Consider the following 14,256-nt stretch of genomic DNA (forward strand, 5'->3'; position numbering starts at 1 on the left):
GGTGCGCGGCGGGCGGGACCTGTCGGCCCCGCCCGCAATACACCCGATCGGCGTCAGACGGACTTGGTGGCGCCGCCGTCGCAGCGGATCACCGAGCCGGTGACGTAGCTGGCCTTGCCGGAAACGAGGAACGCCGCCACCGCGGCGAATTCCGACACGTCGCCATAGCGCTTGGCCGGAATGGCCAGCCGCGAGGCCTCACGCACGTCCTCCACGGCCTTGCCGGACTTGGAGGCATTGGCGTTGTCGAGTTCATCGACGCGCTCGGTGTGGATGCGGCCAGGCAGCAGCATGTTCACGCAGACGCCGTCGCCGGCAACCTCGTTCGACAGCGACTTCGACCAGCCCACCAGCGCCGAGCGTAGGGTGTTGGACAGGGCGAGGTTCGGGATCGGCTGGATGACGCCCGAGGAGGCGATGGTCAGGATCCGGCCCCAGCCTGCCTCGCGCATGCCCGGCAGCACGCGGTTGGTCAGGTCGATGACCCGCTGTACCATCATCTGGAACTGCTTCTCGAGCACGGCGACATCCATGCCGACGGCGCCGCCCGGAGGCGGGCCACCGGTGTTGTTGACCAGGATGTCGATGCCGCCGAGCTTGTCGAGCGCCGCCTGATGCAGCGTCTCGACGAAGCTCGCATCGGCGAGGTCGGCGGCGATGTAGTCGGCCTTGCCGGCGCCGCGGGCGTTGATCGCCTCGCAATTGGCCGCCAGCTTGTCGGCGCTGCGCCCGCACAGGAGGACGTTGGCGCCTTCGGCGGCCAGCGCCTCGGCGATGCCGAGGCCGAGGCCGCGCGAGGAGGCGAGGACGAGGGCGCGCTTGCCGTTGAGATCAAGATCCATGGCCGAGCCTTTCCAGTTTGATTTCGGTGCGTTTCATCAGCCGGTCGATATCGGTGTGATCGGCAGGTGAGAGTTTCGGTCCCGGCGCGCGCACGCGGGCCGAGGCGATGGCGCCGCGGCGACGCAGCACTTCCTTGCGGGCGGCGAGGCCGAAGACCAGCTGCTGCTCGTAGCGCAGGATCGGCAGATAGGCGTCGAACAGATCCTCGGCGCCGTCCACGTCGCCGGCATGGTGGCGACGCACCACCTCGACCAGCATTTCCGGATAGGCAAAGCCGGTCATCGCGCCGTCGGCGCCGCGCTGCAGCTCCTGCGGCAAATAGAGCCCGCCATTGCCGCACAGGATCGACATGCGCGGCGTGTCGGCGGTGCCGGACTTGGTGCGCACCGCGGTGATCTTGGCCAGACCCGGCGAATCCTCATGCTTGAGCATGACGATCTGCTTGTGGTTGCGGGTCAGGGTCAGGATCGTCGCCGAGGAGACCGGCACGCCGGTGGTCTGCGGGAAGTCCTGGAAGCAGATCGGCACGTCGGGGCCGAGCGCCTCGCAGACCTGTCCGAAATAATTGATGATCCGGTCCTCGACCGCCGGTCCCGGCGTCGGGGCGATCATCACGCCGGCCGCGCCCGCTTCCATGACGGAATCGACCGAGCGCTTCATGTTGTCGATGCCGGCACCCGAGGCGCCGACGATCACCGGGATGCGGCCGTCGATCCGGTCGAGCACGCGCTTGGCGAAGGTCCGGGATTCCTCGGGGGTGAGCTTGTTCGACTCACCCATGATCCCGAGGATCGTCATGCCGTTGACGCCGCTGTCGAGATAGACGTCGACCAGCGTGTCGGTGCTGGCGAGATCGAGCGCGCCGTCGTCGGTGAAGGGCGTTGCGGCGATGATGAAGACGCCGCGACTGTCGCGGTCGATCATTGTGGCTGGCACGGCGATGATTCTCCCTGAATGCTGTCTGCGGCCGGCAGTCGAGACCTCGAAACCGGCCGGCGCGCGATTTCCCCCGACACGGCGTAGCCCCCTGCATGATTGTATGCAACCTGCGACAACGTCTCTCCGGTGCCCGGGAGGCGGGCCGGTAAGATCGTTGGGCGGCTGTCCATCCCGTGGCGCTGGCATGCCGGTTGCCATCGGTGCCGGACGCGGCGCATTCTCGCCGCGCAGGACTCGGGAGGGGTCCGGCTCGCCGGTTCTCAGGAGGAATAGTCCCGCATGCGCTTTCGTCACGACACGCTCTACGCGTCCCGTCGCTCGCCCGTCTTTGCCCGCAATATCGTCTCCACCTCGCAGCCGCTGGCCTCGCAGGCCGGCCTGTCGATGATCGCCAAGGGCGGCAATGCCGTCGACGCGGCGATCGCGGCGGCGGCCGTCCTGGTGCTGGTCGAACCCACCGGCAACGGCCTCGGCAGCGACGCCTTCGCCATCGTCTGGGACGGCAGCGAGCTGCATGGCCTCAACGCCTCGGGCCGCGCGCCGATGGCCTGGAGCCCGGAGCGCTTTGCCGGCAAGGCCGCCATGCCCCAGCGCGGCTGGGACAGTGCGACAGTGCCCGGCGCCGTCTCCGCCTGGCGCGACCTGTCGGAGCGCTTCGGCAAGCTGCCCTTCGCCGACCTGCTGGCGCCCGCCATCGCCTATGCCGAGGACGGCTTTCTGGTGTCGCCGATCATCGCCGAATTGTGGGCGCGGGGGGCCGACATCCTCTCGGCGCAGCCCGGTTTCGCCGAGCATTTCATGCCGGGTGGCGCGACGCCCGCCGCCGGCACGCTCTATCGCAGTGCCGATCTCGCCCGCTCGCTCCGCCTGATCGCCGAGACCCGGGGCGAGGCCTTCTATCGCGGCGAACTGGCCGCGCGCATCGCCGCCTTCGCCAGCGAGACCGGCGGCGCCATGACCGAGGCGGACCTTGCCGCCCACGAGAACGAATGGTGCGGCACCATCAGCCAGGATTTCGGCGGGGTCGATCTGCACGAGATCCCGCCGAACGGGCAGGGCATCGCGGCGCTGATGGCGCTGGGCATCCTCAAGCATCTCGGCCTCGAACGCTACGCGCCGGACAGTGCCGAGGCGCTGCATCTGCAGATCGAGGCGATGAAGCTCGCCTTTCGCGACATGTGGACCTTCGTCGCCGATCGCGAGCACATGCGCGAGGTCGAGGAGACGCATCTGCTCGATCCGGCCTATCTGGAACGCCGCGCCAGGCTGGTCGATCCGCAAAAGGCGCAGGACTTCAAGGCCGGCGCGCCGAAGCAGGGCGGCACCGTGTATCTGTCGGCCGCCGATGCCGACGGCATGATGATCTCCTTCATCCAGTCGAACTATGCCGGCTTCGGCTCGGGCGTCGTCGTGCCGGGCACCGGCATCAGCCTGCAGAATCGCGGCGCCGGCTTCTCGCTGGAAAAGGGCCATCCCAACGAGGTTGCCGGCGGCAAGCGGCCCTTCCACACCATCATTCCCGGCTTCCTGATGAAGGACGGCCAGCCGTTGATGAGCTTCGGCGTCATGGGCGGCCCGATCCAGGCGCAGGGCCATGTGCAGATGGTGCTGCGGACCCAGCTCTGGGGCCAGGATCCGCAGACCGCCGTCGACGCGCCGCGCTGGCGCATCGTCGAGGGACTGGACGTCGCGGTGGAGGCGGCGGCCGGCGACGGCGTGATCGCGCAGCTCGAGGCGATGGGCCACCGCATCAGCCGCGAGATGCCCGACACCTCCTATGGCTTCGGCGGGGCGCAGCTCGTCCACCGGGTCGAGGGCGGCTATGTCGCCGGCTCCGATCCGCGCAAGGACGGGCAGGCCGTCGGTTTCTGACCGTCCTGCTGAGAAGCCGGAGCGTCAGGGCGTGCGCGAGATGCCCGACTTGATGCGCCGCAGCGGGATCGAGGATTCGATCGACGCAACGCCGTCGATCTTGACGAGACGCTCGATCATCAGCGTCTCGAACTCCTTCAGCCCGGTCACGGCGATGCGCAGCAGATAATCGCGATTGCCGGTCATCAGCCAGCAATCGACGACCTCGGGAAAGCGCAGGATTGCGGCCTCGAAGCTGCGCAGCGCCACGTCGACCTGGCGGTCGAGCTTGACCGAGACGAAGATCGACAGGGCAAAGCCCAGCGCCACCTCGTCGATCAGCGCCGCATAGCCGGTGATCACCCCGCTCTCCTCGAGCTGGCGCAGCCGGCGGATGACCGGCGTCGCGCTGAGGCCGACCCGCTGGCTGAGATCGGCCGCCGACATCCGCCCGGCTACTCGCAAGGCGCGCAGGATGCGCAGGTCGATCTCGTCGATCTTGGGGGTATTCACCACGATCAGCCTCTCGAGAAGTGGAAAGCTGCTGTATCGCTACCCTCATGCGCTGCTCTTCGCAAGAAAGCGCTTCGCGCCCGGTGATAGCGTTCGCAGGGTCTCCGGCAGTCGCGGCCTGCGCCGCTGCGCCCCGCCGGGGAGGGAGAGACTGCCGGGAGAGCTGCCGATGTCGAGCGAAATGGACCATCTGAAAACCGTCGAGCAGCGCCTCTTGTGGCTGTCGCACTGGATGATCCACCATGCCAACCACATCCGGCCGAAGGTCGATGGCATCAAGGTCGGCGGCCACCAGGCCTCTTCGGCCTCGCTCGTCTCGATCATGACGGCGCTCTATTTCTCGGCCCTGCGGCCGCAGGACCGGGTGGCGGTCAAGCCCCATGCCTCGCCGGTCTTCCACGCGATGCAATATTTGATGGGCCACCAGACCCGCGAGCGAATGGAGAATTTCCGCGGCTATGGCGGCGTCCAGTCCTATCCGTCGCGGACCAAGGACGTGGACGACGTCGACTTCTCCACCGGTTCGGTCGGTCTTGGCGTCGCCATCACCTCCTTTGCCTCGCTCGTCCAGGACTATGTCCAGGCCAAGTCCTGGGGCGCCGACATCCCGCTCGGCCGGATGATCGCCCTCGTCGGCGACGCCGAGCTCGACGAGGGCAATGTCTATGAATGCCTGCAGGAAGGCTGGAAGAACGACCTGCGCAACACCTGGTGGGTCATCGACTACAACCGCCAGTCCCTCGACGGCATCGTGCGCGAGGGGCTGTTCCAGCGGGTCGAGAAGATCTTCGACGCCTTTGGCTGGGACGTGGTGCGGATCAAGTATGGCCGGCTGCAGCGCGCCGCCTTCGAGGAGCCGGGCGGCCAGACGCTCAAGGCGTGGATCGATGCCTGCCCGAACCAGCTCTATGCGGCGCTGACCTTCATGGGCGGCGCGGTCTGGCGGGCCCGCCTGATGGACGCGCTCGGCGACCAGGGCGACGTCACCGCGCTGATCGACCGGCGCAGCGACGACGAACTGGCCGAGCTGATGGAAAATCTCGGCGGCAATTGCGTGCACACCATGGCCGAGACGTTCCGTGCGGTCGATCACGACCGGCCGGTCTGCTTCCTCGCCTATACGATCAAGGGCTGGGGCACGCCGATCGCCGGCCACAAGGACAATCACGGCGGCCTGATGAACAAGGCCCAGATGGTCGAATGGCAGGCCCATATGGGCGTCGCGGAGGGCGCCGAATGGGACCCCTGGGCCACTGTCGAGGACCCGGACGCCCTGCGCGCCTTTCTCGCCGACGTGCCGTTCTTCGCCGAGGGCACCCGCCGGCATGCCGATCGGCCGATTGCCGTTCCGGCGATCGCCACGCGGGCCGAGCGCGAGACCTCCACCCAGGCCGGCTTCGGCCGCATCCTCGACGACATCTCCAGAACCGACACCGAGCTCGCCGCGCGCATCGTCACCATGTCGCCGGACGTGACCGGCACGACCAGCCTCGGCCCCTGGGTGAACCGCCGCAAGCTGTTCGCCCGCAAGGTCCAGACCGACACCTTCATCTCCGAGAAGATCCCGTCCACGGCGAAATGGGAGTTCACGCCGGAGGGCCAGCATATCGAGCTCGGCATTGCCGAGATGAACCTCTTCCTGCTGCTCGGCGCGGCGGGCCTGTCCCATTCGCTGAACGGCCGGCGCCTGCTGCCGATCGGCACCGTCTACGATCCCTTCGTGGCGCGCGGCCTCGATGCCCTGAACTACGCCTGCTACCAGGATGCCCGCTTCATGGTGGTCGGCACGCCCTCCGGCGTGACCCTGGCGCCCGAGGGCGGCGCCCACCAGTCGATCGGTTCGCCGCTGATCGGCATGACGCAGGATGGTCTCGCCGCCTTCGAGCCGGGTTTCGTCGACGAGCTGGCGATCATCATGGGCTGGGGCTTCGCCCATATGCAGCGGGACGGGGACCCGACGCCCGATCCTCGCACGAGCCTCGCCGATGCGGCGGGCGGATCGGTCTATCTGCGGCTGACGACCAACCCGCTGGAACAGCCGGGCCGCCGTTCCAACGCCGATTTCGAGCAGGGCGTCGTCGACGGCGCCTACTGGATGCGCGAGCCGGGGCCGAACTGCGAACTGGTCATTGCCTATCAGGGCGCCGTGGCGAACGAGGCCATCGCCGCCACCGGAAGGCTCGGCCAGCGCCATCGCGACATCGGTGTTCTGGCGGTCACCTCGGCCGACCGGCTGCATGCCGGCTGGAGCGCCGCGCAGCGGGCCCGCCGGCAGGGAGATCGCCGGGCGACCAGCCATGCCGAGCGGCTGTTCGCACGCCTGCCGCCGCATTGCCGGATCGTGACCGTCATCGACGGCCATCCGACCACCCTGTCGTGGCTCGGCGGCGTCGGTGGCCACCGCACGATCCCCCTCGGCGTCGAACGCTTCGGCCAGACCGGCACGATCGGCGATCTCTACCGCCATTTCGGGCTCGATGCCGAGGCGATCGTCGCGGCGGCCAACGGCGCCCTGCAACTGCCCGCCGAGATCGCGGCCCTGCCGGGGCGCTAGCAGGGCGCGACCGGGACGACTGTGCGGACCGGGGCCGGCTAGACGGTGATCAGGGTGGAATCCCACACGGCGACGAAATGGATCGCCGCGGCGGCCACGACAAAGGCGTGCCAGATGGCGTTCTGGAATCGCAGCCGTTCCATCAGATGGAAGATGACGCCGATCGAATAGACCAGCCCGCCGGCGACGATCAGCCAGAGCACCTGAGGCGGCAGCTGCGTCGACAGGTGGTCGTAGGCGACGATCCCGCTCCAGCCCATGGCGAGATAGAGGAGGATCGACAGCCGGTCGAACTGTCCCGGCCGGGCGATCTTCAGCGTGATGCCCACCGCCGCGATGCTCCACACGCCGGTGAGCAGCCACCAGGTCTGGCTGCGCACCAGGAAGGGCGTGTAGGTGCCGGCGATCAGCAGGTAGATCGCCGAATGGTCGAGCCGGCGCAGCATCCACTTGATCCGCGACACCGGCCAGACATTGTAGGCGGCCGAAATGCCGATCGAGAACAGCAGCGTGGCGAGATAGATCGTCACCGCTGCAAAGACCCCCGCCGACACCTCGCCGACCATGGCGATCAGGAAGACGAGGCTGCCGCTCAGCGCCGCGAGGACGCCGACGGCGTGAACGGCCGCGTCGGCGCGCAGCTCACTGACGGAATAGCTCCAGCGGACGGCGCCGGGATGTGCGTCTGGCATTCGGCTCCATCATCCTTCTTCCTGCGATCCCGCGACAAAATGCCATGGATCTGTCGTTTCGCCGACTGTGACGGCGTCGTCTTCGCTTGGGGATGCGACATGCCGTAGCGCCGTCGCCCCTCGTGGACTTGTGTCCGTAGTCTTTGATTGCAGTGTGGGTTTTGTTAATCGAAGGTTAACATCCGGGCGCCGTCGCGCCAGCCGCGATTCTCAGGAACATGGTGCGCAATGACCCAGTTTTCGATTCTCAGATCCGTTCTCTGGGCGCCGACCATCGCGATGTCCTGGCTGTGGGGCCTCGGCTTCTTCTACGCGATCCACGTCACCCTGACCCATGGCTGGCTGGCCTTTGCCGCCTTCGCCACCGCCAACATCACCGGACTGTTCCTGTTCGGCTGGGTCCTCGGCGCTCCGAACAGGGACCCCGCCGCCATCTTCCGGCAGGTCCAGAGCGCCTATGGCGGTATTTTCCTCCTGTGCCAGCTCGGCGCCGTGGCGCTGACCATCTTCGGCTTCGTCGCCTATGTGTGGCAGCCGCTCTTCGGCGGCGATGCGGCGATCATGGTGGGGCTGCTCGTCCTGATGGGCTGCGCCATCGGCCACGCCCTGCCGCTCGTCCGGCTGAAGCTCCTGCATGTGGCGATGCTCCTGGTCGGCATAACCGCGGCCGGCGTCGCCCTGACCGGCCTGCCGGTGAACGCCAACCTGCCCGACGTGCCGCTGGCCTCGCTCGATGCCACCTTCTACGGCCTCGTCATCCCGACCCTTGTCGGCTTCCTGCTCGGGCCGTGGATGGACGTGCAGCAATGGCAGCGGGTTCTGGAAATCCACCGTGAGGGCGGCTCGGTCCGCGTCGCCTATGGTGCGGGATCGCTCCTGTTCCTCGGGCTGTTGTGCCTCAACGCGGTTCTCGCCGGGGCCGCGGGGCTGATCACCTTCACCTCGGCCGATGGCGTCGCCCAGGCGCAGCCCGCCGTGGCGCTGGCGCTGGCCGGTAGCGGCTCGGGTCTGGCGATCCTCGCCTATCTGGTCTGGTCGGTGGTCGCGGCCTTGACCACCATCGACAGTTTCTATGTGGCAACGCGCTGGCATCTGGGAGCGCTGACGGAGCGCAGCCTCAGCCCGCTGCTTGCCTTCGTTCCGGCCGGGCTGGTGTCGTCGCCGCTGTGGCTTCTGGCGGCCGCTGCCGGCGTCGCCGGTCTTGCCCTGTCGGCGCAGCTCTCCCAGATCGCCCTGATGCTGCCCTTCGCCACGCTGCTGGTGGGCGGCGCGGCCTGCCTCGTCGGCGAGGTGCTGGGCGCGACACGGCGTTACGATCCGGTGCTGTGCTATCTGATCGGGCTGGCCGCCATGCTGATCTTCCTGATCGGCCATGTGGCCCCGATCCCGGCCTTCGTCGCCGGGGCGCCGCTGCTGGCGCTGATCGGCGCCTTCCCGATGCTGGGGCAATTGCTCTTCGGCGCGCCGCCGGAAGTGGCCACCGGGCTCGCGCCGATGCCGTCCGGGCCGATCCCGACGCGGGTCGAGCTCGTCCCGCGCAACGAGAACGTGCCGAGCCCGTCGACAAATACGAGCCTGTCCCACGGCTTCGACGGCCAGACCTTCGTGATGAAGCTGATGCCGACCTATGACGACACCAATTCGGTCGGCAACGTCTATTTCGCCAATTACGTGCGCTGGGTCGGCAAGGCGCGCGAGCTGTTCTTCAACATCTGCATGCCGGATTTCGACCTGAAGACGACGAGCTATTACGTGCTGACCAAGTCGTTCAACCACGACTTCCGCCGCGAGGCGAGCGAGTTCGATCCGGTGACGGTGCGCATCAGGATCGCCCGCCACAACCGCAAGTTCGTCACGCTCGCCCATGAGATCCACAGCGAAAGCCAGGGTCTGCTCGGACGCGGCGAGCAATCGCTGATGTTCGTCGATACCGAGCAATACCGGCCGCTGGACATTCCGCGCGACATCATCAGCGGCTTCCTGCCCTATTGGCCGAAGGAATCGCCGCATCTGGGCGAGACGCCGGATGTCGCCGGCCTGCCGACGCGGGCGGCCCAGAACAGCATCTGAACGGCGACCGAGAGGCGCAGGCGCGCGGCGCTCATGCCGCGTGCGGGTTTACGAGGTTCAGCCGCGGCTTGCGGATCAGGGCCTCGGCCTCTTCGGCCGGGACCGGGCGGCTGTAGAGATAGCCCTGGAACTGGTGGCAGCCCTGTTCGGCGAGGCAGGTCTGCTGGGCGAGGGTCTCGACCCCTTCGGCCGTCACCGTCATGCCGAGGCTGGTGCCCAGTTGCACCACCGCCCGGACGATGGCGACGTCGGTCTTGGCGTCGGGCAGGTCACGGACGAAATTGCGGTCGATCTTGATCTTGGTGAAGGGCGCGCGGCGCAGATAGCTGAGGCTCGAATAGCCGGTGCCGAAATCGTCGAGCGACAGGCTGACGCCCATGCCGCGCAGGGTCCGCAGGATGTCGAGGATTTCCTGCGTGGCCTCCAGGAACACCGATTCGGTGATCTCCAGCTCCAGCCGTTCGGCGGCGAGCCCGCTCTCCTGCAGCGCGTCGCGGACGATGGCGACGACATCGCTGTGGCGGAACTGGATGGGCGACAGGTTGACGGCGACCGTCAGCTTCGACGGCCAGGCGGCGGCGATGCGGCAGGCTTCGCGGATCACCCACTGGCCCAGCGGGATGATCGCGCCGCTCTGCTCGGCCAGCGGAATGAATTCGTCCGGCGGCACCAGCCCGCGGGTCGGGTGCTGCCAGCGAAGAAGCACTTCGAAGCCCTCGATGGTCGCGGCCCGCGCCGAGACCAGCGGCTGGAAGTGGAGGATGAATTCGCGCCGCTCAAGGGCGCCGCGCAGCTCCCCGGTCAGGGCGCGGCATTCCTCGATCTGCTCGTCCATCTGCGCTTCGTAGAAGCGGAAGCTGCGACCGCCCTCCTGCTTCATGCGGTAGAGCGCGACGTCGGCGCGGCGCATCACCTCTTCCGAGCCGTTCTCCGGGGCGGTGGCGATGCCGATGCTGACGCCGACGGAGATCCTCAGGTCGCCGATCCGGTAGGGCGCGCTGATCCGGTCCACGAGGTGACCGGCAAGCTCGGCCGCCGCCTCGCGGTCGTGGCCGTTGGCGACGATGGCGAATTCGTCGCCGGCCAGCCGCGCGATGGTCCGGGCCGGGTCGGCGAAGCTCAGGAGGCGTCCGGCGACATTGCGCAGCAGCGCGTCGCCGATGCCGTGGCCGAAGGTGTCGTTGACGCTCTTGAACGCATCGAGGTCGAGCCGCAGCACGGCAAAGCGGACTTGGTCCGGATCGCCGTTGCGCGCCTCGGCGAGCTTTTCCTGGAAGAGCGAGCGGTTGGGCAGCTCCGTCAGGGCATCGTGGCTGGCCAGATAGGCGAGGCGGTCGTCGGTGGTCTTCTTCTGCGTCACGTCGGAGCCGACGCCGCGATAGCCCGAGAACCGGCCGGCGGTGTCGATGATCGGCTTGCCGCTCAGCGCCCACCAGCGGTCGCTGCCCGAGACATCCACCGGCAGGACGATCTTGTGGAAGGGCAGGCGCGCGCCGATCGACGACCACAGCATGGCCGCCGCATGGGCCTCGCCGGTGCGGACCGGCGGCGGCAGCAATTCGCCGAGCGGGCGGTCCTGCAGATCCTCGATGCGGGTATTGGCGACCTCGCCGAAGCGGGCCGAGACATGGCGCAGCCGCAGATCGCCGTCGGTCTCCCACAGCCAGTCGCTGGCATTCTCCTCGAAATCGTTGAGGAGGAGATTGGTCAGTTCCTGCTGGCGTTCGAGCTCGACCTGCGAGGCGGCCCGCATGGTCACGAGCCGACTGAGATGCACGATCGTGGCGAAGATGAAGCCCGAATAAATGGCCAGGAGCACGGCCACGAAGATGTAGAAGGCTTCACCGGTGGTCGCCAGCGCCACGAAGCTCCCCGCCACGATCGGACCGGTGAAGCTGATCGCCGCACGCGGCACGACGGCGAGGCCGATGCCGGTGGCGATCAGGCCGGCGCAGGTCGATGCGATGAGCAGCCGCCCGTCGGCGCCGGCCTGCGCGAACAGCACCAGCGGAATGGATCCCAGAAGCGTGCCGGCGAACAGCGCCAGCCGGGCGAACCATTCGACATAGCTGCTGTCGACCCGCTGCGGCTTGGCCGAGCTGCGCCAGCGCCAGCAGCGCTCCAGTGCGATGACCGTCGCGGGGATCGCAAGGCACTGCAGGAGCACAAGATAGCCGGCCAGCTCGGACCGCCAGAACAGGTAGGAGACGACCTGGACGACGCTGATACTGGTGATGACGGTGAAGGGTGCGAGGCGGAGGGCAAAGTCCAGCTGCTCGACGCGGACCCGCTCCTGAAGTTGCAGCTCCAGCCGGCGGGGCTTGCGATCCATGTCGATCAGATAGGAGGCCAGGGCCCTGAACAAATCGATCCATCCTACCGCCCGCAGCGGGCTGGTTTCAGGCACACCGGCGAAGTGTTAGGGGCCGGCTCTTAATTTATGCTGAACAGCGGCCGCAACCGGAGCGAGAAAGCCTGATCCCGCATGGGGTTAAGGCGACCGGAGATTGATCTCCCGCAACGCTTTGTACGCCATGTTCGCGGCAATTCCGGGCGGCCTGACATCGGTCCACCGCAGGCGCCGAAGAGACGGAAAGGCCGCCCGGGATATCCCGGACGGCCTTGCATGTTCGTCGATGATGGGTCGCGCCGGATGGGCGCGCGGCATTCAGCCCGCGGTGAGCGGCGAGATCGCGATCTCGACGCGGCGGTTCTGGGCGCGGCCGGACTCGGTGTCGTTGGAGGCGACCGGCTGGCTCTCGCCGAAGCCCTGGGTGTTCAGGCGGCGCGGATCGACGCCCTGCGACGCCAGAAGCTGGCTGACCGAGGAGGCGCGCTGCTGCGACAGGGTGAAATTGTAGCCGTCGGAGCCCTGGCTGTCGGTGTGGCCGTACACGTTGACGATCGACTTGTCGTATTCCTTCAGGACCAGCGCGACCGAGTTCAGGGTCGGGTAGAAGGCCGGCAGGATCGACGACTGGTCGGTCGGGAAGGTGATGTTGGACGGCATGTTCAGGATGATGCGGTCGCCGACGCGGGTGACCGAAACGCCGGTGCCGCGCAGTTGGTCGCGCAGCTTGGCTTCCTGGTTGTCCATATAGGCGCCGACGGCGCCGCCGCCGAGCGTGCCGATGCCGGCACCGATCAGTGCGGCGCGGCCGGAATCTACGCCGGCGGCGCGGCCGACCAGATAGCCGCCGAGCGCGCCGACGCCGGCGCCGATGCCGGCACCGCCCACGGTGTTGGAGAGCTTCTGCTCGCCGGTATAGGGGTCGGTCGTGCAGCCGGCGAAGGCCACGGTGAGGGCGAGAACGAAAGCGAGCTTCTTCATCAGCGAAAGTCCAGATGTGTGAGGCGGGGCGAAGCCCGCACGAAATGTCCCGGTCCGATGGCCGTTAGACAGCACAGATGTCTGGAATGTGGCTGGAACGTTGCGGCACGGCCACAGATGCGGCGGCGTTGCCGACACGGGTGCCGGGGCCGGCCGCAGACCGGTAGAGAAGGGGGGCGAAACGGGCGCGGCACGAGGGCCGCGCGTCAGCGATCGCCCGGTGGACCGGGCGATCGCGGAACGGGGCCTCAGGCGGCGTCGCGCTGCTTCAGGAGACCGCGATTGACCAGCAATTCGGCGATCTGAACCGTGTTCAGGGCCGCACCCTTGCGCAGATTGTCGGCGACGACCCAGATGTTCAGGCCGTTGTCGAGTGTCTGGTCCTCGCGGATGCGCGAGATGTAGGTCGCGTCCTCGCCGGCCGACTCGTAGGGGGTGATGTAGCCACCGTCCTCATGCTTGTCGATGACGAGGCAACCCGGTGCCTCGCGCAGGATGTCGCGCGCCTCGTCGGCGGTGATCGGCTTCTCGAACTCGATGTTCACCGCTTCGGCATGGCCGATGAAGACCGGCACGCGAACGGCGGTGCAGGTGACCTTGATCTTCGGGTCGAGCATCTTCTTGGTCTCGGCCATCACCTTCCACTCTTCCTTGGTGGAACCGTCTTCCATGAAGACGTCGATATGGGGGATGACGTTGAAGGCTATGCGCTTGGTGAACTTCTTGCGCTCGATCTCGTCGGCGACGAAGACCGCGCGGCTCTGCTTGAACAGCTCGTCCATGCCCTCCTTGCCGGCGCCGGACACCGACTGGTAGGTCGACACCACGATCCGCTTGATCGTCGCGACGTCGTGCAGGGGCTTCAGCGCCACGACGAGCTGCGCCGTCGAGCAATTCGGATTGGCGATGATGTTCTTCTTGCGGAAGCCCTCGACGGCATCGGCGTTCACTTCCGGCACGACCAGCGGCACGTCCGGATCGTAGCGATAGGCCGAGGAATTATCGATGACGACGCAGCCGGTGGCGGCGATCTTCGGCGACCATTCCTTGGAGATGTCGCCGCCCGCCGACATCAGGCAGATGTCGGTGCCGTTGAAATCATACTGGTCCAGCGCGACGATCTTCAGCGTCTTGTCGCCGAACGAGACCTCGGTTCCCTGGCTGCGGCGCGAGGCCAGCGCCACGACCTCGTCGGCGGGAAATCCGCGCTCGGCCAGGATTTCCAGCATTTCGCGCCCGACATTGCCGGTAGCGCCGACGACGGCGACCTTGTAACCCATGGGATGCAATCCTTCGCTCTCCCCGCTCACTCTTCGCACGCTCGCGTCTCTGCCCCGGGGGAGACCAGCGGGGCAGGCGGCGTCACAGAGTCGACGGTTTGACGGTGCAGCGTACGGACATGAGGCGCGATATGCGCGGATGCACGGGGCTTGTCAATTGCGCGGGCCGGGTTCGGCCCACCC

General features: G+C 67.5%; 10 protein-coding genes. 3 read left to right on the forward strand and 7 right to left on the reverse strand.

The genetic code is table 11. From position 1 onward, the window contains the following. Positions 1 to 53: 53 nt before the first annotated feature. Together J3367_RS06810 and J3367_RS06815 are read right to left on the reverse strand one after the other, a co-directional pair. A complete protein-coding gene (locus J3367_RS06810; protein ID WP_024349353.1) occupies positions 54 to 842 on the reverse strand; it encodes an SDR family oxidoreductase in 789 nt (262 codons plus the stop codon). Further along, positions 832 to 1,767 carry a dihydrodipicolinate synthase family protein gene (locus tag J3367_RS06815; protein ID WP_421460819.1) on the reverse strand — a complete coding sequence of 312 codons (936 nt, stop codon included), beginning with the start codon at positions 1,765 to 1,767 and terminating at the stop codon, positions 832 to 834. Before J3367_RS06815 ends, J3367_RS06810 begins: the two co-directional genes overlap by 11 nt. Positions 1,768 to 2,061: 294 nt before the next feature. Here J3367_RS06815 and J3367_RS06820 point away from each other — a divergent pair, with 294 nt between their 5' ends. Beyond that, positions 2,062 to 3,654 (forward strand): gamma-glutamyltransferase family protein, encoded by a 1,593-nt coding sequence (locus tag J3367_RS06820; protein ID WP_024349355.1) that lies wholly within the window; start codon positions 2,062 to 2,064, stop codon positions 3,652 to 3,654. Positions 3,655 to 3,678: 24 nt separating this feature from the next. Here J3367_RS06820 and J3367_RS06825 read toward each other — a convergent pair whose 3' ends face one another. Beyond that, positions 3,679 to 4,149: an Lrp/AsnC family transcriptional regulator gene (locus J3367_RS06825; protein ID WP_421460553.1), complete on the reverse strand. Its 471-nt coding sequence runs from the start codon at positions 4,147 to 4,149 to the stop codon at positions 3,679 to 3,681. 166 nt (positions 4,150 to 4,315) lie between these two features. On the opposite strand from J3367_RS06825, the gene J3367_RS06830 reads away from it, so the two are divergent. Continuing rightward, positions 4,316 to 6,700 carry a transketolase gene (locus J3367_RS06830; protein ID WP_024349356.1) on the forward strand — a complete coding sequence of 795 codons (2,385 nt, stop codon included), beginning with the start codon at positions 4,316 to 4,318 and terminating at the stop codon, positions 6,698 to 6,700. Positions 6,701 to 6,738: 38 nt separating this feature from the next. Here the strand turns inward: J3367_RS06830 and trhA are convergent, their stop codons facing one another. Then, complete coding sequence (gene trhA, locus J3367_RS06835) at positions 6,739 to 7,392, reverse strand: PAQR family membrane homeostasis protein TrhA (RefSeq protein WP_024349357.1); 654 nt, start codon at positions 7,390 to 7,392, stop codon at positions 6,739 to 6,741. Between the two features lie 228 nt (positions 7,393 to 7,620). Here trhA and J3367_RS06840 point away from each other — a divergent pair, with 228 nt between their 5' ends. After that, on the forward strand, positions 7,621 to 9,462 hold the full coding sequence (locus J3367_RS06840; RefSeq protein WP_024349358.1) for an acyl-CoA thioesterase: 1,842 nt from the start codon (positions 7,621 to 7,623) through the stop codon (positions 9,460 to 9,462). A gap of 31 nt (positions 9,463 to 9,493) precedes the next feature. On the opposite strand, the gene J3367_RS06845 is transcribed toward J3367_RS06840, so the two are convergent. The 3 genes from J3367_RS06845 to J3367_RS06855 all read right to left on the reverse strand — a co-directional run bounded on the left by J3367_RS06845 (position 9,494) and on the right by J3367_RS06855 (position 14,073). Beyond that, positions 9,494 to 11,827, reverse strand: a complete 2,334-nt coding sequence (locus J3367_RS06845; RefSeq protein WP_024349359.1) for a putative bifunctional diguanylate cyclase/phosphodiesterase — start codon at positions 11,825 to 11,827, stop codon at positions 9,494 to 9,496. 303 nt (positions 11,828 to 12,130) lie between these two features. Continuing rightward, positions 12,131 to 12,796 carry an OmpA family protein gene (locus J3367_RS06850; RefSeq protein WP_024349360.1) on the reverse strand — a complete coding sequence of 222 codons (666 nt, stop codon included), beginning with the start codon at positions 12,794 to 12,796 and terminating at the stop codon, positions 12,131 to 12,133. A 245-nt stretch (positions 12,797 to 13,041) separates the two neighbouring features. Next, positions 13,042 to 14,073: an aspartate-semialdehyde dehydrogenase gene (locus J3367_RS06855; RefSeq protein WP_024349361.1), complete on the reverse strand. Its 1,032-nt coding sequence runs from the start codon at positions 14,071 to 14,073 to the stop codon at positions 13,042 to 13,044. Between the last annotated feature and the right edge of the window lie 183 nt (positions 14,074 to 14,256).

Origin of the sequence: Aurantimonas sp. NFXS3, assembly GCF_049132005.1 — a bacterium.
In the GTDB taxonomy this organism is placed as follows: domain Bacteria; phylum Pseudomonadota; class Alphaproteobacteria; order Rhizobiales; family Rhizobiaceae; genus Aurantimonas; species Aurantimonas coralicida.

Excerpts from the sequence above, each read along its gene's own strand:
- J3367_RS06810 (WP_024349353.1), bottom strand. The coding sequence starts at position 842 with ATGGATCTTGATCTCAACGGCAAGCGCGCCCTCGTCCTCGCCTCCTCG.
- J3367_RS06815 (WP_421460819.1), bottom strand. The coding sequence starts at position 1,767 with ATGATCGACCGCGACAGTCGCGGCGTCTTCATCATCGCCGCAACGCCC.
- J3367_RS06820 (WP_024349355.1), top strand. The coding sequence starts at position 2,062 with ATGCGCTTTCGTCACGACACGCTCTACGCGTCCCGTCGCTCGCCCGTC.
- J3367_RS06830 (WP_024349356.1), top strand. The coding sequence starts at position 4,316 with ATGTCGAGCGAAATGGACCATCTGAAAACCGTCGAGCAGCGCCTCTTG.
- trhA (WP_024349357.1), bottom strand. The coding sequence starts at position 7,392 with ATGCCAGACGCACATCCCGGCGCCGTCCGCTGGAGCTATTCCGTCAGT.
- J3367_RS06840 (WP_024349358.1), top strand. The coding sequence starts at position 7,621 with ATGACCCAGTTTTCGATTCTCAGATCCGTTCTCTGGGCGCCGACCATC.
- J3367_RS06855 (WP_024349361.1), bottom strand. The coding sequence starts at position 14,073 with ATGGGTTACAAGGTCGCCGTCGTCGGCGCTACCGGCAATGTCGGGCGC.